Origin of the sequence: Hafnia alvei (assembly GCF_900095695.1) — a bacterium.
GTDB lineage: Bacteria > Pseudomonadota > Gammaproteobacteria > Enterobacterales > Enterobacteriaceae > Hafnia > Hafnia alvei_B.
Window position 1 is genome coordinate 35819 of record NZ_FMIQ01000054.1, and the last position, 24694, is coordinate 60512.

19 protein-coding genes are annotated in these 24694 nt (G+C 49.0%); 14 read left to right on the plus strand and 5 right to left on the minus strand.

The window, feature by feature from the left end:
• Window position 1: 1 nt before the first annotated feature.
• Together cydD and trxB are read right to left on the minus strand one after the other, a co-directional pair.
• Window positions 2–1774: a heme ABC transporter permease/ATP-binding protein CydD gene (gene cydD, locus BN1044_RS13665; RefSeq protein WP_072309172.1), complete on the minus strand. Its 1773-nt coding sequence runs from the start codon at window positions 1772–1774 to the stop codon at window positions 2–4.
• Between the two features lie 267 nt (window positions 1775–2041).
• Window positions 2042–3007 carry a thioredoxin-disulfide reductase gene (gene trxB, locus BN1044_RS13670; RefSeq protein WP_072309173.1) on the minus strand — a complete coding sequence of 322 codons (966 nt, stop codon included), beginning with the start codon at window positions 3005–3007 and terminating at the stop codon, window positions 2042–2044.
• A 794-nt stretch (window positions 3008–3801) separates the two neighbouring features.
• Here trxB and lrp point away from each other — a divergent pair.
• The 11 genes from lrp to BN1044_RS13725 all read left to right on the plus strand — a co-directional run bounded on the left by lrp (window position 3802) and on the right by BN1044_RS13725 (window position 18939).
• Window positions 3802–4296 carry a leucine-responsive transcriptional regulator Lrp gene (lrp, locus tag BN1044_RS13675; RefSeq protein ID WP_008812989.1) on the plus strand — a complete coding sequence of 165 codons (495 nt, stop codon included), beginning with the start codon at window positions 3802–3804 and terminating at the stop codon, window positions 4294–4296.
• 200 nt (window positions 4297–4496) lie between these two features.
• Window positions 4497–8273 carry a DNA translocase FtsK 4TM domain-containing protein gene (locus tag BN1044_RS13680; protein ID WP_072309174.1) on the plus strand — a complete coding sequence of 1259 codons (3777 nt, stop codon included), beginning with the start codon at window positions 4497–4499 and terminating at the stop codon, window positions 8271–8273.
• Between the two features lie 289 nt (window positions 8274–8562).
• On the plus strand, window positions 8563–9174 hold the full coding sequence (gene lolA / locus BN1044_RS13685) for an outer membrane lipoprotein periplasmic chaperone LolA (protein WP_072309175.1): 612 nt from the start codon (window positions 8563–8565) through the stop codon (window positions 9172–9174).
• 26 nt (window positions 9175–9200) lie between these two features.
• Window positions 9201–10544 (plus strand): replication-associated recombination protein A, encoded by a 1344-nt coding sequence (locus tag BN1044_RS13690; RefSeq protein WP_072309176.1) that lies wholly within the window; start codon window positions 9201–9203, stop codon window positions 10542–10544.
• 108 nt (window positions 10545–10652) lie between these two features.
• Window positions 10653–11945 (plus strand): serine--tRNA ligase, encoded by a 1293-nt coding sequence (serS, locus tag BN1044_RS13695; protein ID WP_025800951.1) that lies wholly within the window; start codon window positions 10653–10655, stop codon window positions 11943–11945.
• A gap of 485 nt (window positions 11946–12430) precedes the next feature.
• Complete coding sequence (gene dmsA / locus BN1044_RS13700) at window positions 12431–14875, plus strand: dimethylsulfoxide reductase subunit A (RefSeq protein WP_072309177.1); 2445 nt, start codon at window positions 12431–12433, stop codon at window positions 14873–14875.
• Between the two features lie 10 nt (window positions 14876–14885).
• A complete protein-coding gene (locus tag BN1044_RS13705) occupies window positions 14886–15506 on the plus strand; it encodes a DMSO/selenate family reductase complex B subunit (protein ID WP_072309178.1) in 621 nt (206 codons plus the stop codon).
• A gap of 1 nt (window position 15507) precedes the next feature.
• Complete coding sequence (locus BN1044_RS13710; RefSeq protein ID WP_072309179.1) at window positions 15508–16368, plus strand: dimethyl sulfoxide reductase anchor subunit family protein; 861 nt, start codon at window positions 15508–15510, stop codon at window positions 16366–16368.
• Between the two features lie 113 nt (window positions 16369–16481).
• Window positions 16482–17096 (plus strand): Tat proofreading chaperone DmsD, encoded by a 615-nt coding sequence (dmsD, locus tag BN1044_RS13715; protein WP_072309180.1) that lies wholly within the window; start codon window positions 16482–16484, stop codon window positions 17094–17096.
• Window positions 17096–17683 (plus strand): 4Fe-4S dicluster domain-containing protein, encoded by a 588-nt coding sequence (locus tag BN1044_RS13720; RefSeq protein ID WP_072309181.1) that lies wholly within the window; start codon window positions 17096–17098, stop codon window positions 17681–17683. Before dmsD ends, BN1044_RS13720 begins: the two co-directional genes overlap by 1 nt.
• Before the next feature lie 116 nt (window positions 17684–17799).
• The gene (locus BN1044_RS13725) at window positions 17800–18939 is read left to right on the plus strand and encodes an MFS transporter (RefSeq protein ID WP_072309182.1); all 1140 of its coding nucleotides are present in this window, start codon (window positions 17800–17802) and stop codon (window positions 18937–18939) included.
• 76 nt (window positions 18940–19015) lie between these two features.
• On the opposite strand, the gene BN1044_RS13730 is transcribed toward BN1044_RS13725, so the two are convergent.
• From BN1044_RS13730 to BN1044_RS23395, 3 genes are all read right to left on the minus strand, one after another.
• Window positions 19016–19471, minus strand: coding sequence for a PTS sugar transporter subunit IIA (locus BN1044_RS13730; protein ID WP_043492328.1), 456 nt, complete (start codon window positions 19469–19471; stop codon window positions 19016–19018).
• A 538-nt stretch (window positions 19472–20009) separates the two neighbouring features.
• Window positions 20010–20750 carry a pyruvate formate lyase 1-activating protein gene (gene pflA, locus BN1044_RS13735; protein WP_168780343.1) on the minus strand — a complete coding sequence of 247 codons (741 nt, stop codon included), beginning with the start codon at window positions 20748–20750 and terminating at the stop codon, window positions 20010–20012.
• A gap of 88 nt (window positions 20751–20838) precedes the next feature.
• Complete coding sequence (locus tag BN1044_RS23395) at window positions 20839–20991, minus strand: hypothetical protein (protein ID WP_438830566.1); 153 nt, start codon at window positions 20989–20991, stop codon at window positions 20839–20841.
• Window positions 20992–21764: 773 nt separating this feature from the next.
• Here BN1044_RS23395 and BN1044_RS13745 point away from each other — a divergent pair.
• The 3 genes from BN1044_RS13745 to BN1044_RS23925 all read left to right on the plus strand — a co-directional run.
• Window positions 21765–22355: a helix-turn-helix transcriptional regulator gene (locus BN1044_RS13745; protein WP_072309184.1), complete on the plus strand. Its 591-nt coding sequence runs from the start codon at window positions 21765–21767 to the stop codon at window positions 22353–22355.
• 85 nt (window positions 22356–22440) lie between these two features.
• Entirely contained in the window at window positions 22441–24618 is a 2178-nt protein-coding gene (locus BN1044_RS13750; protein WP_254663932.1) for an inverse autotransporter beta domain-containing protein, read from the plus strand.
• On the plus strand, window positions 24573–24694 hold a 122-nt coding region (locus tag BN1044_RS23925; protein ID WP_254663933.1), incomplete at its 3' end, for an Ig-like domain-containing protein. The genes BN1044_RS13750 and BN1044_RS23925, both read left to right, overlap by 46 nt.

Consider the following 24694-nt stretch of genomic DNA (forward strand, 5'->3'; position numbering starts at 1 on the left):
GTTATAGCTCCTTACTACGGGTTGCAAGCAGATCGGCAAAAGGCCCTTTTTGCTGGCTGAGCTCGGCATAAGCGCCGCGCTGAACCAGCTTGCCATTATCCATCACCCAAATTTGGTCGTAGGTACTCACATCGTCTAACTGATGAGTCACCATCAGCGTGGTTTGCTGGTGTGAAGCTTCAGACAATGCCTGCATGACAAGCTGTTCGCTGTGTGCATCCAAGCTGGCGGTGGGTTCATCTAGCAACAAAAGGCGACATGGACGAAGCAGGGCGCGCGCCACGGCAACACGCTGAGCTTGGCCTACCGAGAGGCGAGCCGCACTTTCACCGATTTCCGTATCAACGCCATCATTTAGCAGGGGTAAAAATTCGGTAACATGCGCACGCTCTAACGCAGTGGTTAGCTGTGTCTCAGTGGCATGCGGAGCGCCCAGTAGCACATTAGCGCGCAGCGTGGTTTCTGGCAGATTAGGGTTTTGCCCAATCCAGCCGAGGAGCTGACGCCAGCTCGCTGGCGCTAATTCACGCAGCTCTTTCCCGTCAACCAAGAGCGAACCGCGGTAGGGCAGGAAGCCGAGCAACACGTTAATCAACGAACTTTTGCCCGCGCCGCTGAAGCCCACCAGCGCGATTCTCTGTCCGGCATCAATGCTAAACGTGAGTGGCCCTGCCAGTACTTTTCCCTGCGGAGATAATACTTCTAACTCTGAAGCCACAATGCTAACGGGATGCGTACCTGTTAACTGTTCTTGGCCTTGGCCCTGCGTTGGGCTTTCGGCATCTTCAGCTAAAAAAGTTACCAGTGATTCAGCCGCGCCCACCGCCTGTGCTTTGGCGTGGTAAAAGGTGCCTAAATCACGCAGCGGTTGGAAGAATTCCGGCGCCAGAATAAGCACCAGAAAACCAGCAAAAAGCGTCACGCTGGTGCCATAGCTACCAAAATTGAGTTCACCGAGATAGGAAAAACCAAAATAGACCGCCACCACGGCGATGGAGATGGAAGTAAAGAACTCAAGCACCGCAGAGGAAAGAAATGCCATGCGCAAAACTTCCATGGTGCGGCTGCGGAAATCTTCCGATGAACGACGGATATTGTCGGTTTCGGCAGCGGCGCGGTTAAACAGACGTAGCGTATCTAATCCACGTAAGCGGTCGAGGAAGTTGCCGCTTAAACGTCCTAATGCCAAGAAGTTTCGGCGGTTGGCATCGGCGGCGCCCATACCAACCAGCGCCATAAACAGCGGGATCAGCGGCGCGGTGACCAGCAGGATCATGCCTGCGGCCCAGTTGATCGGGAATACGGTGATTAGAATCAACAGCGGGATCATGGTTGCCAGATACATCTGTGGCAAATAGCGAGAGTAAAACTCCTGCATGTCTTCAATTTGTTCAAGAATTAACGTTGCCCAATGTCCGGCTGGTTTTCCTTGTATCCATGCAGGGCCCAGTTCGTCGAGTCGATTGAGCACCAAGTTTCTAATTTGTACTCGTACCACTTGGCCACACTTAAAACCGACGCGCTCACGCAGCCAGCTTAAGGCTGAACGAAGCACAATGGCGGCAATCAATAGGCCAAAAGGCAGCAGGAGGGATTGGCGTGGTACCTGCTCAATGATCAAATCGTGCAGCAGTTTTGCCAAGATCCACGACTGAGCGACGATCAGAAGTCCAGATATCAAACCGAGGATCATAGAAATTCGAAGCCAACGGCGGGCCAGCGAACTGCGCTGTTTGAGCCATTGGGTTAATTCGCGTTGCCTGTTTTTATTCATGTGTTGCGATGGTTTCTAAAGCAGATGAAGCGTCGAAAAGAGTGCTGATGACCGGCCTATTTTATCTTTACTCACCGGCTCACGCGTAAGCGCTGATATTACAACGGCCTGCGGGGACATGAAACCAAAGGAAGGTAAATTCTGTTAACAACTGTGGGGGAGTTCAGATAACAAGTGAAAATTTGAGCACAAATAGGTGAAAAATAGGGAGGTTACCAGTAAATAAGGGCTACCGAAGCAGCCCTTATGATTTGAACCGGAGTCAATTTATTGATTGGCGGCAGACAGCCCATCCAAATAACGCTCAGCATCAAGCGCAGCCATACAGCCGGTGCCCGCCGAGGTAATGGCTTGACGATAGATATGGTCCATAACGTCACCCGCGGCGAAAACGCCGGGAATGCTGGTTTGGGTCGCGTTGCCGCTCAGGCCAGACTGCACTTTGATGTAGCCGTTTTCCAGTGCGAGCTGACCTTCAAAAATCGCCGTGTTTGGTTTGTGCCCGATAGCCACAAACAAGCCCGTCACGCTCAGCTCTTCAACGGTATCGCTGTCGGTAGCTTTTAAACGTAATCCGTTTACACCCATTGCATCGCCTTGAACTTCATCAAGCGTGCGGTTGGTGTGCAGCACGATGTTGCCGCTTTCCACTTTATCCATCATGCGTCCAATCAAGATTTTTTCGGCGCGGAAAGTATCACGACGGTGTATCAAGTGAACCTTGGAAGCGATATTAGACAAATAAAGCGCTTCTTCAACTGCGGTATTGCCGCCGCCGATCACCGCGACTTCTTGTTGGCGATAGAAGAAACCATCGCAGGTCGCGCAGGCAGATACGCCGCGGCCTTTGAACTCTTCTTCAGAAGGCAGGCCGAGATACTGCGCGGAAGCGCCGGTTGCAATAATCAGAGCGTCGCAGGTGTATTCCTGAGAATCGCCAAACAGGCGGAATGGACGGCTTTGTAAATCGACACGCTGAATGTGGTCAAAGATAATCTCGGTATTAAATTTGGCCGCATGTTCGTTCATACGTTCCATCAGCAGAGGACCGGTAAGCCCTTCTGGATCGCCTGGCCAGTTTTCGACTTCTGTCGTGGTGGTGAGCTGACCGCCTTTTTCAACGCCGGTAATTAATACCGGGTTCAAGTTAGCGCGTGCCGCGTAGACCGCCGCGGTATATCCCGCAGGGCCTGAACCCAAGATCAGGAGTTTGCTGTGTTTGACTGTGCCCATGAATTCCTCTTTTCCAATTTTACCGGACAATAGCTCGATTGTAGGGAAGTTAGCGCCTGAAAAAAAGTGTGCAAAAAAAATGTTATCAATTTGTTTGATAGTAGCTAGCTATCGATTAGTAATAATCATGGCAGCAGATAATTTTTTTTTAAACCTATTCCGATAACATTCTTGCCGAGAAAGCCCCCTAATAGCGCTTCTCGGCGACGCTTATTCGTCTGTTTTGACGGTTTATTTTGTTGTTGTCTCGAAAGCCTTCTTTAGAATAGTTGGCATGTTCGTCTGATTTTGCTTCTTTTGCTTTGACAATCGCCTGTGCATTTGCGAAAACATGGATGTAGGGAAGAACTTGTCTTTGGTTTTTGTGGCTTGAAAGGCATTTAGCAGAATTTTTATCTGCTTGAAGGCAACAAATAGCCTATTGACCTAAAACAACGCTTTCTTCTCCTGATATAAGAAATACCGTGTATACGAAAAGAAATGTGTAGTGCTTAGATTGGCTTCAATGAGTGGCGCTAGGGATCGTGGTCTTGCGATATAACCTCAATGTGCATTGATTTGAAATCAGAGCAAAGCAATTATGCGAGCCCTCGCATGTGAATTAAGCGCAATCGGCGGAAACAGATGAAGTTGAAACTTATCTTCAGCGGATTTATCCGGTTGTTTTCGTCATCATGAGCAATGGGAATTGCTGATTGACTGCAGGCATGGGGTTTTCGTTTGGGACAAATCCTTAACAAATTGAACTTGTTGAGGGGATGGCGAGCAGGGAAGGATATAAGAGAGACAATAAGATGGCAGACAATAAAAAGCGCCCCGGTAAAGATCTCGACCGTATCGACCGTAACATCCTGAATGAGTTGCAGAAGGATGGACGAATTTCGAACGTTGAGCTTTCAAAGCGAGTTGGTTTATCACCAACTCCATGTTTAGAACGTGTGCGTCGCCTTGAACGTCAAGGTTTTATTCAAGGTTACACTGCGTTGTTGAACCCGCACTATCTGGATGCATCCCTACTGGTATTTGTAGAAATTACCTTAAATCGCGGAGCGCCAGACGTGTTTGAACAGTTCAATACGGCTGTTCAGAAACTGGAAGAAATTCAGGAGTGTCATCTGGTTTCAGGTGATTTCGACTATCTGTTGAAAACACGTGTGCCTGACATGTCCGCTTATCGTAAATTGCTTGGTGAAACCCTGTTACGCCTACCTGGCGTTAATGACACCCGTACCTATGTGGTTATGGAAGAAGTCAAACAGAGCAATCGCTTGGTTATCAAGACACGATAACGGTAGCAGGTGCAAAACCTGATTAATTTGGTTACACTCCTGTGTATCTATACAGTTTCAACGCCGAGGGCAGACTCTCTCGGCGTTGTTATTGGTATGAGTCTTACTGAAATAAAAAATTACGTGGCAATGCGTTGTTCTAAAGCGGCAATAGGCAATAATAGTGCTATGGTGAAAAACAGGAACCTGGAGAGCCTTTCTTGAGCCAGGAATACACAGAAGAGAAGGACGTTACTCTCAAACGAATGAGCAGTGGACGTCGGTTATACGAGGCGTTACTCATCGTAGTAGCGTTGTTTTCTATTTATCTTATGGTTTCGTTGCTGAGCTTTGACCCCTCGGATCCGAGCTGGTCGCAAACGGCATGGCACGAACCAATCAATAATATCGGCGGCGGCGCAGGAGCATGGCTGGCTGATACCTTATTCTTCGTTTTCGGAGTGATGGGTTATGCCATTCCTCCCGTCATCATCGTTTTGTGCTGGTTTGCCTATCGCAAACGCGACGACAGCGGCTATGTCGATTATTTCTCTATTTCGCTCAAGCTTATCGGTATGTTGGCATTGGTGCTGGCATCGTGTGGCTTAGCATCGCTGAACGTCGACGATCTTTACTATTTCGCCTCCGGCGGCGTGATTGGTAGCCTTCTCGCCAACGGCGTTATTCCTTTGTTGGGTAGCGTTGGCGGAACACTGCTTCTGTTGGGTGTTTGGGCGGTAGGGCTGACGTTATTTACCGGCTGGTCTTGGCTGACGATTGCCGAAAAAATCGGCGGTGTTCTTCTCGGTGGCATGACGTTTATGAGCAATCGTTCACGCCGCGATCGGGAGGATGACTACGACTACGAAGATGATAGCCGAGAAGTCGTTGCTGCTGAGCGTGAACGTTCAGCAGGCGAGGGCGCAGATGATGTGCTGCTTAATACCTCCGCCGTTGAAGACGATGACGATATTCTCTTGGCTAAACCCGTAAAACAGCCTGTTGAAGCGCCTTTTGCTGATGTAGATGCTGAAGACGACGATCCTTTATTGGGTAAACTTCGTCCGTTGCACGAGGCTGAACGTTCGCTAAATGATGTGGCCCAGCCCGCGGTTACACCGACGATGGCCCCAACCGCCGCGGTATCTGCCGTTGGCGCTGCGGTTGCCGCCGCTCAGCCGGTGGTTTCTGCTGCAACTCAGCCTATGACTTTCAGCGCTTCAGAGCCAGAGCCTGTCGCGGAAATTAAGCCGAGCATGCCTCCGCTTTACTCTTTTGAAGTACCTGAAGATAGACCGTCTAACGTGGCTAATCACTCATCGCGCCCAACGCGCTCTGCTTGGGATGATGAAGGCCCACGTCTAGGCAGTTTTGAGCCTGAAACGCCTGCGCCACAAGCGGGCTCGTCTTCATCGGGGATGAATTTTTCCGCCTCGCATTTTGAACACGATGAATCGCCAGCAACGCCATACATTAATCCGGGTTTATCTGTGGATACGGTTCCGTTTGGCGCGGCCTCGCGTAACGATGTCGTTCCTGCAACCGTATCAACTGCAGCCGCCGCTGGCTCGATGTTTATGCCTGCGTTTAGCGCAACCGAAGACAGCAGTTTACAGGTGAAACAGGGCGTTGGACCTGAACTGCCGCGTCCAAATCCTGTGCGTATTCCAACTCGCCGTGAGTTAGCCTCTTTAGGCATTAAACTTCCTTCACAGCGAATGGCTGAAGAGCAGGCGAAGAAAGAAGCGGAAGCCCAACGCCAGCAAATTGAAGCGTCTCCAGAGCCGGAACAGAACGTTACTCAGCCGATGGATGAGGAAAGCCTTGCACTGCGTCAGGCGTTTGCCGAACGACAGCAGCAGCGCTACGGTGAGCAGCAGTATGCGCATCAGGCCGAAGATGAACAGGCTGCTGAAATGGCGCGGTTGCAGAGCGAGTTTTCTGCTCAGCAACAGCAGCGTTACCAGCCACAACCTGCCGCAGACGAGAATTCATCGGCATTAAGCGGTGTGACCGCTTCTCGCAATGACTTAATGGACTTCTCACCTGCGAAGGCATTGAGCGAAGCCGCGGCTTCCAATCATAATGCGTTCAGCTTTACTCCTGTTTCAGACTTAGTGGATGACGGTCCTTCCGAGCCATTATTCACTATTACGCCTGAGCAGGAAGAGAGCGCTGCACGTGACGATGATGCGTACGATGTTCCGTTTGGTCGTTATGATGAACCAGAACAACCTGTGCAGTATGATTCGCGTCAGCAAGATCCACGTTTTGCGCCGGTGCAGCAGCCATCTGTGCCGCAAGCGCCTCAATCTCAATATAGCCAGCATAATAGCCAATATAGCCAGCTAGCACCGAGCGTGCAGCAGCCTGTTGCGCCACAGTTTGCAGCTCCAACTGCCCCAGTGCAGCAGCCAGCAGTGACCCAACAGCCAGCAGGCCAGCACCCAGCGATGGATGGTTTGATTCATCCATTCTTGATGCGTGGTCACGAGCAGCCGCTGGAAAAGCCAACCACGCCGTTGCCAACGTTGGATCTGCTCACCGAGCCTCCTGCTAACTCCGAGCCGGTTGATATGTTTGCATTGGAGCAAGTGGGGAATCTGGTCGAATCACGTTTGGCTGATTATCGGGTCAAAGCCGAAGTTGTCGGGATTTCTCCGGGTCCGGTGATCACCCGCTTTGAGTTAGATTTGGCACCAGGCGTTAAAGCTGCGCGAATCTCTAACCTGTCGCGTGACTTGGCTCGTTCACTGTCTGCGGTTGCGGTGCGTGTGGTCGAAGTTATCCCGGGTAAACCTTATGTAGGATTGGAGTTGCCAAATAAGCATCGCCAAACGGTTTATCTGCGAGAGGTTTTGGACTGCACTAAGTTCCGCGAAAGCCCTTCTCCGCTGACCATCGTGCTGGGTAAAGATATTGCTGGTCAGCCTGTGATTGCCGATCTGGCAAAAATGCCACATCTGTTGGTGGCGGGTACCACGGGTTCCGGTAAGTCGGTTGGCGTGAACGCCATGATCCTCAGTATGCTGTATAAGGCGACGCCGGATGAAGTTCGCTTCATCATGATTGACCCTAAAATGCTGGAGCTTTCGGTTTACGAAGGGATCCCACATTTGCTGACCGAAGTGGTTACCGACATGAAAGATGCAGCTAATGCGCTGCGTTGGTGTGTGGGTGAGATGGAGCGTCGCTATAAGCTAATGTCAGCATTAGGCGTGCGTAACCTTGCTGGCTACAACGAACGCGTTGAGCAGGCGATTGCCATGGGACGTCCAATTCCAGATCCGTTCTGGAAACCGGGTGACAGCATGGATATGACGCCGCCGGTATTGGAAAAACTGCCTTATATCGTGGTGTTGGTCGATGAGTTTGCCGATCTGATGATGGCCGTCGGTAAAAAAGTGGAAGAGTTGATTGCACGCTTAGCTCAAAAAGCGCGTGCGGCGGGTATCCATTTGGTTCTGGCGACTCAGCGTCCATCGGTTGACGTTATCACCGGCTTGATTAAGGCGAACATTCCGACGCGTATCGCGTTTACCGTTTCGAGCAAAATCGACTCCCGTACTATCCTGGACCAAGGCGGTGCGGAATCGTTGCTGGGGATGGGGGATATGCTGTATATGCCACCTAACTCGTCAATGCCGGTTCGTGTGCATGGCGCATTCGTTCGTGATGAGGAAGTGCATGCGGTGGTTCAGGATTGGAAAGCGCGTGGACGTCCACAGTATATCGATAGCATCTTGAGCGCTTCTGAAGAGGGTGAAGGTGGATTTGGGCTAGATAGCGACGAAGAACTCGATCCGTTATTTGACCAAGCCGTTGCTTTCGTGGTTGATAAGCGCCGAGCGTCAATTTCAGGCGTTCAACGCCAGTTCCGTATTGGTTACAACCGCGCTGCGCGTATCGTTGAGCAGATGGAAGCTCAGGGGATCGTGAGCTCACCGGGTAATAATGGTAACCGCGAGGTATTAGCGCCGCCATCGCATGATATGTAATTTCGTCATTGCATGATGCCATGTTTGCGGGCGGTGATTTCACCGCCCGTTTTATTTATCGATGAGATGTGAATACGTACGAATGTCTGCCAGCGAAAAGATGTGTAAATCACCGTCATTCAGAATGTTACCGATGATAACTCCATGTCTATTGGCTAAAGTTAGCGTATTATATTGTTCAATATAAAGCGTGGTGTAGCGGCGAACGCGCCGCTGACCAGATGATAAAAATCAGCCGAGGTTATCTGTTTTTACAGCTAACCATGACCGACAAAAGGTATAGAAAATAATGAAAAAGCTGTTATTAGCGTGCTGTTTAATGACTGGTTTTGCATCGACCGCCGCGCTGGCGACGCCAAGCAGTGACTTGCAGAGTCGTCTGAATAAGGTCAATAGTTTCCATTCAAGCTTTACTCAAACCGTAACAACAGCCGATGGCGCTGCGGTACAGCAGGGCGAGGGTGAGCTTTGGGTAAAACGTCCTAACTTGTTCAACTGGCATATGACCTCCCCCGATGAGAGCGTTTTAGTTTCTGATGGTAAAACGCTGTGGTTCTATAACCCGTTTGTGGAGCAGGTAACCGCGACTTGGCTAGATAGCGCCACCAGCAATACGCCATTTATGCTGATTACGCGTAACGATGCGAAAGAGTGGAGCCAGTATAATGTGAAGCAAACCGGTGATACGTTTGATCTGACCCCGAAAAGCCAGAAAAATAATCTGAAGAAATTTACGATTAACGTATCGCCAACGGGTACGATCAATGGCTTTACCGCCGTTGAACAAGACGGACAAAGCAGCGCGTATAAACTGAAAAGCCAGCAAAGCGGCGTTGTTGATGCCAGCAAATTCCAGTTCACACCGCCTAAAGGCGTGACGGTGGACGATCAACGCCAATAGCCAAAATAGATTAATGGGAAAAGCCAGTGAGTAATCTGTCCCTCGACTTCTCGCAGAATGAATTTCAACCACTGGCCGCGCGTATGCGGCCAGAAACATTGAAGCAGTACATCGGACAGCGCCATTTGCTGGCTGAGGGCAAGCCTCTGCCGCGAGCGATTGAGGCTGGACATCTGCATTCAATGATTTTGTGGGGGCCGCCAGGGACAGGGAAAACCACGCTGGCTGAACTGATTGGCCGCTACGGCAATGCTGACGTTGAACGTATTTCGGCGGTAACTTCTGGGATCAAAGAGATCCGTGAAGCGATTGAACGAGCGCGTAATAACCGTGATGCGGGCCGTCGAACCATTTTGTTTGTAGATGAAGTCCATCGTTTTAACAAAAGCCAGCAAGACGCTTTCCTTCCGCATATTGAAGACGGCACCATTACTTTCATCGGTGCTACCACGGAAAACCCCTCATTTGAGCTTAATTCTGCGCTGCTTTCACGGGCTAGAGTTTACTTGCTCAAGGCGCTAACCAGCGAAGATATCGTTGAAGTGCTCAATCAGGCGATGGCCGATAAAGAGCGCGGATATGGCGGACAAAATATTGTTTTGCCTGATGACACGCGCGACATGATCGCTGAGCTGGTGGGGGGCGATGCCCGCCGCGCGCTAAATACGTTAGAAATGATGGCTGATATGGCGGAGGTGGACGCCAGTGGTCAGCGTGTTTTAAGCGCGAATCTGCTGAAGGAAGTTTCAGGCGAACGCAGCGCGCGCTTTGATAATAAAGGCGATCGCTTTTACGACCTGATTTCAGCATTGCATAAATCAGTACGCGGCTCAGCACCGGATGCCGCGCTGTATTGGTATGCGCGCATTATCACCGCCGGTGGCGATCCGCTTTATGTCGCACGACGTTTGCTGGCGATTGCCTCCGAGGATGTGGGTAATGCCGATCCGCGCGGCATGCAGGTCGCGATTTCAGCATGGGATTGCTTTACCCGTGTCGGGCCTGCTGAGGGCGAACGTGCGATTGCGCAAGCCATTGTCTACTTGGCCTGTGCGCCGAAAAGTAATGCCGTGTATACCGCGTTTAAAGCCGCGGTGCGTGATGCCAAAGAGCGCCCTGACTATGATGTTCCCGATCATCTGCGTAATGCGCCAACCAAACTCATGAAGGAAATGGGGCTGGGGGCTGAGTATCGCTATGCGCATGATGAAACTAATGCTTACGCCGCGGGCGAAGTGTACTTCCCGCCTGAAATGTCACAAACCCGATATTATGTGCCCACTAACCGTGGTTTAGAGGGCAAAATTGGTGAAAAACTGGCATGGTTGGCTGAGCAGGATCAAAATAGCCCGACAAAACGCTACCGCTAATATTCCCATTGCGGTAAGGTTATCCCTGATAAAATACGCTTTACATTGAGCGCCTTGTGCTCAATGTATTGCTCATTAAAACTCCCTCAATATAATCACAGGATTAGCATGCTAGATCCCAATCTACTGCGTAATGAGCTAGACGCAGTCGCCGAAAAGCTGGCTCGTCGAGGCTTTAAACTGGATGTTGACACTTTGCGTCAGCAGGAAGAACGCCGCAAAGTGCTGCAAGTTGAAACTGAAAGCCTGCAAGCAGAGCGTAACTCGCGATCCAAATCCATCGGTGCGGCTAAAGCGCGTGGGGAAGATATTGAGCCACTGCGTCTTGAAGTCAACGAATTGGGCGAAAAGCTGGATGCGGCCAAGTCAGAGCTGGATCAGTTGCTAAATGATATCCGCGATTTGGCGTTGTCCATTCCTAACATGCCAGATGATTCTGTGCCGGTAGGTAGAGACGAAAACGACAATCTGGAAGTTAGCCGCTGGGGCGAGCCTCGTACGTACGATTTCGAAGTTCGCGATCACGTGACTCTGGGCGAAATGACTGGCGGGCTGGATTTTGCTGCCGCAGTTAAATTGACCGGTGCGCGTTTCGTTGTGATGAAAGGCCAAATGGCGCGTATGCATCGTGCATTGGCTCAGTTCATGCTTGATCTGCACACCGAGCAGCATGGCTATCTCGAAACCTACGTTCCTTATTTGGTTAACCATGACACGCTGTACGGTACTGGTCAGTTGCCTAAATTTGGCGGCGATCTGTTCCACACACGTCCACTGGAAGAAGAAGCCGATTCTAGCAGCTATGCGCTGATCCCAACGGCAGAAGTCCCAGTCACCAACTTGGTGCGTGGCGAAATTCTGGAAGAAGAATCTCTGCCGTTGAAAATGACTGCACATACGCCATGTTTCCGTTCCGAAGCGGGCTCTTATGGTCGTGATACACGCGGTCTGATTCGTATGCACCAGTTTGATAAAGTTGAGCTGGTTCAGATTGTTCGTCCAGAAGATTCAATGGATGCTCTGGAAGAACTGACCGGTCACGCCGAGAAAGTGCTGCAGCTGCTGAATCTGCCATACCGTAAAGTGCTGTTGTGCACCGGCGATATGGGCTTTGGCTCAAGCAAAACCTACGATCTGGAAGTTTGGGTTCCTGCGCAGAACACTTACCGCGAAATCTCTTCATGTTCAAACATGTGGGACTTCCAGGCTCGTCGTATGCAGGCTCGCTGTCGTAATAAAACCGACAAAAAACCGCGTTTGGTGCATACACTGAATGGTTCTGGTTTGGCGGTGGGTCGTACTCTGGTTGCCGTATTAGAAAACTATCAGCAAGCTGATGGTCGAATTCAGGTGCCAGAAGTTCTGCGTCCGTATATGAATGGTTTAGAATATATTGGTTAACTCCCAATATTTTTAATAAAAGCGCCTACGGGCGCTTTTTTCGTTTATAAACTCAAATATAAATTCAGATCCTATTTTTAATATTGTTGCGGTTGTATTAATTCAGTTTAAAAGCATTTAAGTTGACTGATAGTTATTCTCAATCGTAAGTTTTTGATTTTGATAAGTTGCTAATTCCATCACATAAACCGCTAGCGGCCTGCTTGCGCGTGCCTTTATTGACATCAAACAATATGGGTTACTCCCAAAGAAGTATTATCCATTTGAGAAAGTGGACGCTGATATTTAATGACCTTCCATTCCATATCATTTCATTCTAATTAATTGCGAGTTGACTATTTTCCTTAGTGTTTTGAGCACACGTTGGATGATCAATGACGTAATAGGCCACTTTCTTTTTTGCTGACTAAAGAAAAACACGGATTTTTGCCTGTGCTTTTCGTGGTCACATTTTTGATTTTGAAAGCAAACTGAGTGGGTATTGTATGAAAAATACGAAAGAGACAGGCTTATTGTCTGCGCAGGTAAGCCGCCGCAAACTGGTTAAATCCAGTGCTATTGGTGGTTTAGTTGCGGCAAGCGGCGGATTATCTTTGCCGTTTGCCCGCAAGGCAGTGGCCCAATCAAACACAGCATCTGCTAACGCCAATGAAAAAGTTATCTGGAGTGCATGCACCGTAAACTGTGGCAGCCGTTGCCCATTGCGCATGCATGTTGTCGATGGCGAAATTAAGTATGTTGAAACCGATAATACCGGTGATGACAACTACGAAGGCCTGCATCAGGTTCGAGCCTGTTTACGTGGGCGATCAATGCGCCGTCGTGTTTATAACGCTGACCGTTTGAAATATCCGATGAAGCGAGTTGGTGCGCGTGGCGAAGGCAAATTCAAGCGTATTAGCTGGGAAGAAGCCTTCGATACCATCGCGGCGAGTATGCAGCACATCATCAAAGATTATGGCAATGAAGCTATCTATCTTAACTACGGCACCGGGACGCTGGGTGGCACCATGACTCGCTCATGGCCACCGGGATCAACCCTGATAGCCCGTCTGATGAACTGCTGCGGTGGTTACCTGAATCATTATGGCGACTACAGCACGGCGCAAATAGCCGAAGGGCTAAATTACACCTACGGCGGTTGGGCCGATGGTAACAGCCCGTCAGATATTGAAAACAGCAAACTGGTCGTGCTGTTTGGTAATAACCCGGGTGAAACTCGAATGAGCGGCGGCGGGGTGACTTACTATCTGGAACAGGCTCGCCAGAAATCTGATGCGCGTATGATCATTATCGATCCGCGCTATAACGATACGGGCGCCGGTCGTGAAGATGAGTGGGTACCTATTCGTCCGGGAACCGATGCGGCGTTGGCCTCGGCGCTAGCCTATGTGATGATCAAAGAAGATTTAGTTGATCAGCCATTCCTCGATAAATACTGCGTTGGCTACGACGAAAAAACCATGCCTGCCGGTGCGCCAGCCAACGGCCACTATAAAGCCTACATCTTAGGCGAAGGCGCTGACGGCATTGCTAAAACGCCTGCATGGGCTTCAACGATTACCGGAATTCCAGCTGATAAAATTATTAAACTTGGCCGTGAAATCGGTGCAGCAAAGCCTGCCTATATTTCACAGGGCTGGGGGCCACAGCGCCATTCAAACGGTGAATTAGCCTCACGCGCTATTTCTATGCTGGCTATCCTAACGGGTAACGTTGGGATCAACGGCGGAAATAGCGGCGCGCGCGAAGGCTCCTACGATCTTGATTTCGTGCGTATGCCAACGCTTGAAAACCCCGTTCAGACCAGTATTTCTATGTTCTTATGGACCGATGCCATCGTACGCGGCCCTGAAATGACGGCGACGCGTGATGGTGTACGCGGTAAAGAAAAGCTGGATGTGCCAATCAAAATGATCTGGAACTACGCAGGTAACTGCTTGGTCAACCAGCATTCTGAAATCAACCGTACGCATGAAATTCTGCAAGATGATAAGCAGTGCGAAATGATTGTGGTGATCGATAACCACATGACCGCATCGGCGAAGTATGCCGATATTTTACTGCCGGACTGCACGGCATCAGAGCAGATGGATTTTTGCCTAGATGCATCAGCGGGCAACATGTCATACGTCATTTTTGCCGATCAGGTGATTAAGCCACGTTTTGAATGCAAAAATATTTACGAGATGACCAGTGAATTAGCCAAGCGCATGGGCGTGGAGGCTCAGTTTACCGAAGGGCGTAATCAGGAAGAGTGGCTGCGTCATCTATATAAACAGTCTCAGCAAGCTATGCCAGGCCTACCGTCGTTTGAAGAGTTTCGTCAGCAGGGGATTTACAAGCAGCGCGATCCTGAAGGGCACCATGTGGCCTACAAAGCGTTCCGTGAAGATCCTGCGGCTAATCCGTTAACCACACCGTCAGGTAAAATCGAGATTTACTCTGCGCAATTGGCTGAAAAGGCGGCGACATGGGAATTAGCCAAGGATGATGTTATCGATCCTCTGCCAATATACAGCGCTGGTTTTGAAAGCTATGAAGATCCGCTGGTTGAGAAATTCCCACTGCAGCTAACGGGTTTCCACTACAAAGCACGTGCGCATTCTACCTATGGCAACGTTGATCTGCTGAAGGCTGCGTGTCGTCAAGAGATGTGGATTAACCCGATGGATGCGAAAAAACGCGGTATTACCAACGGTGATATCGTGCGCATTTTCAACGATCGCGGTGAGGTTCGCATCAATGCTAAGGTGACACCTCGCATGATGCCGGGCGTTGTCGCGCTGGGTGAGGGAGCATGGTATAGCCCTGACGCAAACCGTGTCGATCATGCTGGCTCAATTAACGTGTTGACCACTCAGCGCCCATCGCCGTTGGCGAAAGGGAATCCGTCGCATTCGAATCTTGTTCAAGTCACCAAGGCATAAGGAGTAGCTGATGACAACGCAATACGGCTTTTATATCGACTCTAGTCGTTGCACCGGCTGCAAAACCTGCGAGCTGGCCTGCAAAGATTTTAAAAATTTGACGCCTGATGTGAGTTTCCGCCGCATTTATGAATATGCAGGTGGTGATTGGCAAGAGGACAACGGTGTTTACCACCAAAACGTGTTTGCTTATTACCTGTCGATCTCGTGTAACCACTGTAGCGATCCGGCTTGTACCAAAGTGTGTCCAAGCGGTGCGATGCACAAGCGCGAGAAAGATGGCTTTGTCGTCGTCAACGAAGAAGTGTGCATCGGTTGTCGCTATTGCCACATGGCCTGTCCGTATGGCGCTCCTCAATACAATGAGGAGAAAGGGCATATGACCAAGTGTGATGGCTGCTATGAGCGAGTCGAAGCAGGCAAAAAACCGATCTGCGTTGAATCTTGCCCACTGCGTGCATTGGATTTAGCGCCCATTGATGAGCTGCGCGCCAAATACGGTGATTTAGCTGAAATTGCTCCGCTTCCTGCTGCGCACTTTACGAAGCCGAATATCGTATTAAAACCTAACGCCAACAGCCGCCCGGTCGGAGATACCACCGGTTATCTGGCAAATCCGAAGGAGGTCTGAGATGGGTATGGGATGGCATGAATGGCCGTTAATGATTTTTACGGTCTTAGGGCAGTGTGTTGTCGGTGGTTTCATCGTACTGGCGCTGGCATTAATATCTGGGCGTTTGGATAACGATCGCACGCGACGCGTTCATCTGAGTATGTTTTTTCTCTGGGTGCTGATGGGAATAGCGTTTATCGCCTCGGTGATGCATTTGGGTTCACCAATGAGGGCGTTCAATTCGCTTAACCGCATCGGAGAATCCGCGCTGAGTAACGAAATTGCCAGCGGCTCGGTGTTCTTTGCCGTGGGGGGTATCTACTGGCTTTTGGCGGTGTTAAACAAAATGCCGGCGGCGCTAGGTAAGCTTTGGCTTGCCGTGACCATGGTGTTAGGCCTGTTCTTTGTTTACGCCATGTGTCGTGTATATCAGATTGATACTGTACCTACGTGGCATAACGGCTACACCACGCTGGGCTTCGTACTAACGATGTTTATTGGTGGGCCATTGCTCGGCTTCCTGCTGCTGAGAGCTGCCGGTGTGTGCGGTTGTGCAATGCGTATTTTGCCTGTAATTAGCGGGTTGGCGGTGCTTATCAGCGTTGCCTCTGTGGCGATGCAAGGCTTTGGTTTGGCTGAAATTCATAGTTCAGTTCAACAGGCCTCCGCGCTTATTCCATCGTTTGGGGCGTTGCTGGCATGGCGTTTGGCGCTGCTAGTGCTTGGATTGGGCTGCTGGATTTGCCCAATGATTAAAGGCCGAGCGCCATCTGTTGCATGGCTGGTGATTGCTTTCTTGCTGGTTGTCGCCGGTGAGCTGATTGGTCGCGGTATGTTCTATGGTTTGCATATGACCGTAGGCATGGCAATCGCAGGATAAATGCGGTTGTCGCTGAGCGGGGCTCCGTATAGAGCCCCGCTATCTGTCGGCTCGCATTTGCTATGTTATTAGAATTGTTATTCGCATCGCGATAAAATTGATTTGGTATCCTCATGCTACAACCACAACAGCTTCAAGATATTGCCATTTCGGCCCGCTCCTTAGGCGCACTTTTTTACTACCCTCCGGAAAGCGAAGCCTGTACGCCGCTGGTGGAAATCCTCTCTTCGTCCGAATGGCGCAGTGAATGGCCCTATGGATCGGAACAGCAGTTAGAGCAATGTGTGGCTCTGCTGACCACTGCTACGAATGAACCTCTGGAAGATGCGTACCAACGCTTATTTATCGGACCGCATGCTTTACCCGCTCCTCCTTGGGGCTCGGTTTATCTGGACAAAGAGAGCGTTCTTTTTGGCGATTCAACGCTGGCGCTACGCCAGTGGATGCGTCTTCATCATATTGAAGGGCAAAGTGAGCAACAGGAGCCAGAAGATCAGTTCGGTTTAATGTTGATGATGGCTGCATGGCTAGCTGAGACACAGCCTCAGGCGCTCGGTGAGTTTTTATCTGTTCACCTTTTGCCATGGAGCTCACGCTATTTGACTCTCATGATACAAGATGCCCAGCATCCGTTTTATCAAGGGCTAGCAGAGCTTGCGTTGTTAACGCTCTCTGCTTGGCAGCAACAGCTCGCGATTGTGCCTGCCGTGAGTGAGCTTTATCGCTAATGAGTGAGCAAAAGGATCAAGACTACTACCGCGCTTGGATGTCTCATCGTACCGTTAGCCGACGCGGGCTTTTCCGTGGTTTGTTGGGGGCAGGCAAGCAAGCTCAGTTGCAGGCTGCGCAAGAAACGGTGCAACGGGCTGTTGGTCGCCCGCCGCAGGCGGTAGCAGAAAGTCTTTTTCTTGCATTATGTAGCGCGTGTGAGGACTGCGTGGGTGCATGTCCCTACGGCTTAGTTGAAATAAAAGAGGGTGCGGCGGCGGTACAGATTGATTTTTCATCCTGTGATACCGCTAAGTGCAACTATTGTACTGCGGCGTGCAAAACGGGGGCGCTCTCTTCATTAATTCCATCGGATACGGCATTAAGGCCCGTTGTCGCCAAAGGTTGCATTGGGCGGGGAAATGACGACTGTCGTTTATGTGTTCGCGCGTGTCCTTCACAGGCAATTAAGTTTGATGAATACCATCAGCCAAACTTTGAAGAGGCCTGTTGTGACGGCTGTGGCCAGTGTAAAACAGCCTGTTATCATGGGCATATTTTGCTGGTGGCAGGAAGTCCAAAATTAGCCAATTTGTCAGAAAGATAAATTTGTTCGCCTGCGTATTAACAAATCGTGCTATGTCTAATCTATGGGCGATTGACTTTTAATTCACCAGTGGCATGATGCCGCCACTTCTCAATGCGGTTCGGTTTTAAATTCACATGTTTTCATATTCTCGCCCAGTGCTTTTATTGCTCTGCGGGCTCCTGCTGCTGACCGTTGCTATGGCGGTTTTAAATACTTTAGTTCCATTGTGGCTGAGCCATGAGCAACTGCCGACTTGGCAAGTCGGTCTGGTGAGTTCCTCGTATTTTATGGGGAATCTGGTCGGGACGCTGGTTGCTGGTTCGGTGATCATGCACTCTGGATTTAACCGAAGCTATCATTATGCCTGTGCCATTTTTGCGATTTCGACCGCTGCACTGAGCTTTTCAACCGATATCTGGAGCTGGTTGGCCCTGCGTTTCTTCGCCGGTGTTGGCTGTGCAATGGTGTGGGTGATTGTTGAAAGCGCATTACTGCGTAGTGGAACGAACGCTAATCGTAGCCAACTGCTGGCTGCTTATATGACGGTTTACTATTTGGGCACTGTGCTGGGGCAGTTGATGCTGGGCGTTGTGCCAACCGCCGTATTGCAGGTGTTACCATGGGTAACGTCGCTAATGGTATTAGCTATGCTGCCGCTGCTGTTTGCTCGCTTTACGCGGCCAGAAGCGCATACCTCAGTGCCGATGTGGGCGATGTTACGTCGTCGTAGCGCGCGCTTAGGTATCCATGGCTGTATTATATCAGGTGCGGTGCTGGGTTCTTTATATGGTCTATTGCCTTTGTATCTGGCCCATAAAGGCATGAGCGATGCGAACGTCGGGCTTTGGATGGCATTGTTGGTCAGCGCTGGCATCATGGGGCAGTGGCCCGTTGGCCGTTTAGCCGATCGCTTTGGGCGTTTGGCAGTGCTGCGCGTGCAGGTGAGTTTGGTTATTCTCGGCAGCGTGGCGATGCTGGGTAACTACGGCATAGTGCCAGCCTTATTTACGCTGGGATGTGCAGGGTTTACCCTGTATCCGGTGGCAATGTCGTGGGCTTGTGAAACCGCAGCAGCGCATGAATTGGTCGCGATGAATCAGGCTTTGCTGATGAGCTACACCATTGGAAGCCTTGCAGGCCCCGCGACGGTTGCTGCCTTGATGCAGCAATACTCTGATAACGTGCTGTTTGTGATGATTGCAGGTATCGCGTTGGTCTATTTGCTTATGTTGATGAAGAAGACCGATCATCATCATGCACTTCCTGCTGCATGAGTTTTCAGTGCTCATAAAAAAGTCATAAAAAAACGCCCGAGACGGGCGTTTTTTGTATTTGCATTTAAGCCTGCAATTAGTGCATGCGGCTTCCTGCTTGGATGCGAGAGCCTAGCATATTCTGGCTGGTTGCCTGCATCAGGTGTTCACGGCAGTTATTCATCTCTAACCAGCCTTCAATTTGCTGATGAAGAGTGTTCATCTCGGCTTGCGTTCCCGCAGAGAGCACGATAATCAGGCTAACTTCACTGCCATTTTGCAGCACAACCGGTTTATCGCACTTCAGCACTGATGCTTCTCCACGTTTACTGATTACCCCGTTTTCAGGTTGGGCAAACACCAGTAATACACCTTCGCTAACCACGAAATCCTGTTTGTCCTGTTTAAGCGCATCGATGATATGCAGCGGGTAGCTAGCATTCACCTTGCTTTCGCTAATTAGCGGTTGGCAGGCTAAATGGATCGCGTGGCGCCAGCTCAGCGGCTGGTGGCAGTACTGCCAGCGTTGGTCGAGAATTGCATCAATTGACATAAAACCTCCGGTAACATTGCACCTGTAAATGGGGCGCCTGAAAAATTAAATAAAGGCTATCCATAGTGTTTATTTGATTCATCCACCTCTGGTGTTTGCAGCAATGTGCAGGCACAAGTCAGTATGAAAAAAAGTATTCACAACTCCGCAATAGACTGAAATTAAAAGCCTATCATTTGCGGGTGTATGGGCAGTGTATCGGGGCAAATCAGGGAAGTCACTGCTTAGAAGAAAGTCTAATAATCCACGCCATCTCATCACATTACTTAAATTCCGTAATGAATATTAGGAAAATAATTTAGCTAGGCGCGTATTAAGTAGTATAAAACTCTGAATGTTAAATATTCATAAAAAATGACTTTCGAAGCGGATTATGCGTATTTTTGTGTGTTTGTATTCAGCGGGGAAGGTTGTAAATAATAATGGATATCAAAATGAAGAGCGCTGGGAAGCAATTGGATTGGGAACCTAAAGAAATTATCACGGGCGGAATAATTAATTGGGCTGGTATTTTTACCAGCCCAAAAGACATAAATCATTAATAAATGACTTTATGCCCATAACTTTCGAGAATATTTTTTACGCGTTCCATGATTTCGTGAGTTGGTGGTTTCACACCACCTAATTTGTATTCCTCACCCATGGCTTCCCATTTATGCTTGCCTAATTCGTGGTAAGGCAATAGCTCAATTTTCTCAACATTTTTCATGTCTTTCGTGAAGTCACCGAGCAAGTGGGCAGAAGCATCATCGTCTGACCAGCCAGGGACAACAACATAGCGGATCCACGTTTTCTGGTTACGCTTTGCCAAATAGCGGGCAAATTCCAGCGTACGATGATTTGAAACCCCCACCAGATTCTGGTGAATATCATCGTTCATCTGCTTGAGATCCAACATGACAAGATCGGTAACGTCGAGCAGTTCGTCAATCACTGGGTCATAGCGGCGTACAAAGCCGTTAGTGTCTAAACAGGTGTGAATACCTTCTTCTTTGCAGGCACGGAACCAGTCGCGTACAAATTCGGCCTGAAGGATAGCTTCACCGCCGGAAGCTGTTACGCCGCCACCTGAAGCATTCATGAAGTGACGATAGGTCACCACGTCCTTCATTAAATCTTCAACGGTAATTTCAGTACCACCATGTGTATCCCAAGTATCTCGGTTATGGCAATACAGGCAGCGCATAAGGCAGCCTTGGAAGAAGGTGATAAAGCGGATCCCTGGGCCGTCTACGGTACCACAGGATTCGAAAGAGTGGATGCGACCTTTAAGCTGCATCTCAGCCCCCTCTGCTGCCGGGGTTTTATCATCAAAACAATCAGTTATATTATTCATATCGCTCTAAATAGCGCTATTTAGCGCTCAATTATGGACAATTTATGGACATTCTACTTATAGGGTTCAATGTTACAGCATCTTGGGGGAAGTCGGGAGCAAAATGCGCATAAGTCATCGTCTGTTGAACTGTTGAGTGTCCGAGTATGCATTGTAGTGTAACGATATTACCCCCGTTCATCATGAAATGAGTGGCGAAAGTGTGCCGTAGAGCGTGAGCGGCTTGCCATGCTAGTGTTTTTTCTATGTATCATGAACATAATCATAGCTTGCAGCAAACGATAAGCTCGTTGATTTAGCCTTGATGTACCTTGCGAGCGGATCAAATATAGGAATGGCTCGCTTCTCGCTGGTTTTAAGCTTTCCTCTCCATATTAGCCTGTAGAGGCGGCGTCAGTGCTCCACGTAATGAACACATCAGCCATGTTGTGCGAAAGTCATCGGTATCTACGCTGCGTATTGAGATGCAAATGATGTTTATAAAACTCGCGCAACTTAACTGTTTATTGTCAGCAAGTTCGTGGAGCTTATGATGTTAATTACTGTCATGATATTTTCGACGATAATTATGTCAATTAATGCATTCATGAATTGAGTGTTTTTAAATAAATTATTATTTATTGAAATATATTTGCTCTGATATATTAAAATACACCAACGGAATTATTGGCGTGCTTGAGCTAAAGTGCAAAAAATTGCATTGATTTTATTGGCAAATCATACATTTTTACTAAATCAGATAAACTTTAAGGTATCGTTCCCAATTTTGGACAAGTAAGATTGTTCTAATTTAATTTTAAGTGCTGCTTACGTTTCCCATGAGCAAAAAAATCCCATCATTTTTTGGAATCAATTAAATGGCGAAATGATTTCTCATACGTTCTTCTCATTACGTCATTCACGGATATTAACTAACCACAGATTTTTCTTTGGCCGTCAGCACACTGGAAACTGACAATGAATATTATTTCTTATACAGATGATTTTTATCTTAATAGCGCAGTTCGTTATTTATTTTCCACAGAAAAAGAACTTCAAGGTGAGGCGGGTATAAGTGCTGGATTAGTGGGAACGATGCTTGATTATATTATATTATTTAATGACAAATCACCATCAGAAAGTCTGATGAAGCTTTCGGTATTTAATGGTTTTAAACCGGATGACATTATTCTAGTCATTTCTGATGTGGTGCCGATTGAAGTCATAACACGTTTTATTCGAGAAAGATGTAGATTGTTTGTTCAAAGCAGTAAAACAAAACTCCATGAATGGTTAACGATTCTTAAGGTTCCCTTTGGGAGAAGAGAAGGTCTTATTTCCTTTGAAAACAAACACAAACCGCTATTAACGTATACAGAAAAAAGCTTTTTGAATGCCCTAAGAATGGCTCAAACTCAAAATGAATTTGCCAAAACCGCAGAAATACATAGAAAAACAGCCAGCACCTATAAGCGTAGCGTCATGCGAAAGCTCGGTGCTCACCATACGCCACAGCTACTTGATTACGTGAATGCCAAGTGCTTCCTACAAATACTTTCATACTTATAAAAAAGAATCTCTTTCAATTATAGCAATTCATTAACTAGCAACTACAGTTGACAAACAACGCATAAAAACTATTTGGAACACGATAATGAAGCAAGATATTTTTCCAAGGAAAAGCACGCTATTTCGTTTTTTTGCATGGCTACAAATACTATTACAAGTTCTTTTCCCTCTAGTATCAATGGTGTCTCATAGCGCGCTAGCTCAGGGTATACCGACAAGTAGCACTAATTTATCGCCTTTTGCCGTTGACCAAAATACGAGTTCGACGACAAAAGATAGCACCATCTTACCCTACGCCGACACGATGGGAAGTCTTGCCACTTCACTTTCATCTAATGGCGCTGACGGTGTGGCCAACAGCGCCAAATCCGCGGCAACAGGCTATGCCTCTTCCTCTGCACAACAGTGGCTAAGCCAATTTGGTACGGCGCGTGTTCAGCTCAACGTGGATGACAATGGGAATTGGGATGATAGTGCTATCGATTTTCTTGCCCCGCTTTATGACAACAAAAAATCCATGCTTTTTACCCAATTAGGTTTACGCGCACCTGATGGTCGTATTACTGGAAATATGGGGATGGGGGTGCGTACTTTTTATGTTGAGAACTGGATGTTTGGCGGCAACGTATTTCTCGACGACGACTTTACGGGAAAAAACCGCCGCGTCGGATTTGGCGCTGAAGCATGGACTAACAATTTAAAACTTTCCGCTAATACCTATGTTGGGACCACCGATTGGCATCAGTCGCGTGATTTTGACGATTACAATGAAAAGCCCGCAGATGGATACGACGTGCGTGCAGAAGGCTACCTGCCAGCCTACCCGCAGCTGGGTGCTAAGCTGATGTACGAACAATACTACGGTGATAAAGTCGCCCTGTTCGATACCGATCATCTGCAAAGTAACCCGTCAGCCGTAACGACAGGGGTGAGCTATACCCCCATTCCGTTAGTCCAACTGGCCGTTAACTATAAACGTGGCCAAGACTCAATGGATGATACCCAGTTTCAAATCAACCTCCGCTACGATCTGGGTCGCCCACTGGCCTATCAGCTTGACCCAGAGAGCGTGCGCCTTGAGCGTAGCTTAGCCGGTAGCCGTTACGATTTGGTTGAGCGTAATAACCAGATTGTTTTGCAATATCAGAAAAAAGACCAACAGAGCGTAAGTAATCTTAATTTACAGGTGATCGTCGATAACAGTCCTTCTGATGGCTTGACCCCGAACACGGCACAGGTGTTTGCCGCAGACAAAGACGGTCAGCCAGTCCGTAATGCTCCTATTGTTTGGTCAACGAGTGGTACGGCAAAACTGGCGACCAGCACATCGGTGACCAATAACAGTGGTCTGGCATCCGTCAATTTCACTAACACCCAGCCAGAAGCCGTACAAATCACGGCCAAGAGTGGTGTGGCTACGGCCACCCAAAATAGTCAGTTTAATGCAGCGACCGTCAGCAACGTCACACTGAAAATCACCCAAGATAATAGCGTGGCGGATGGGAAAACAGCCAACCAAGCACTGGCGACAATCACAGATATCAATAATCATCCTATCGCCAATACTAAAGTTGCGTGGGGTCTCGACGCACCCGCTTTATTGAAAAATACCCAGACGATGACTAACGCCAGCGGTCAGGTGACAACCGGCTTTACGTCAACGACAGCCGGCGTTTACACGCTGACGGTCACATCGGGCGAGAAGAGCGCTTCGCAGCAAGGGCACTTTGCTGCCAATTCAGCGAGCAACATTATCGACACGATGGTGATAACCAAAGATAACAGCACGGCGAACGGGACTACGGAAAATACGGTCAATATCACCGTCAAAGACGATAATGGCACCCCGGTCAGCAACGCCAACGTGTCGTTGAGTGCAGATAAATCAACGGTGAACTTTGGTGTCTCCCAGCAAGCTAAAGCTAAATCCGCAAAAACCTTCCAGACCGATGCTCAGGGTTCGTTAACCATAGGCTTCACCGATACCGTTGCGGAAACAGCCCAACTCACTGCCACGTTGGATAACGGCAATACTAAGGCCGTATCATCAAGCTTTATTGCCGACAGCAGCACCGCCAAAGTCAATGATTTAACCGTCACCAGCGGCGCAGTCGCCAACGGCACGGCAAACAACCAAGCCACGGTCACCGTGGTGGATGGAAAAAATAACCCGCTGCCGGATCAGGTTGTGACTGGTCGCAGGATGGCACCGCCGTTGTGGGCACTTCAGCCAAAACCGACAGCAACGGCCAAACCACCGTGACGTTTACCGACCTGAAAGCCGAAACGGTGAACATCACCGCCACCGTCAATGGCTCTAGCCAGTCCAAGCCGAGTAC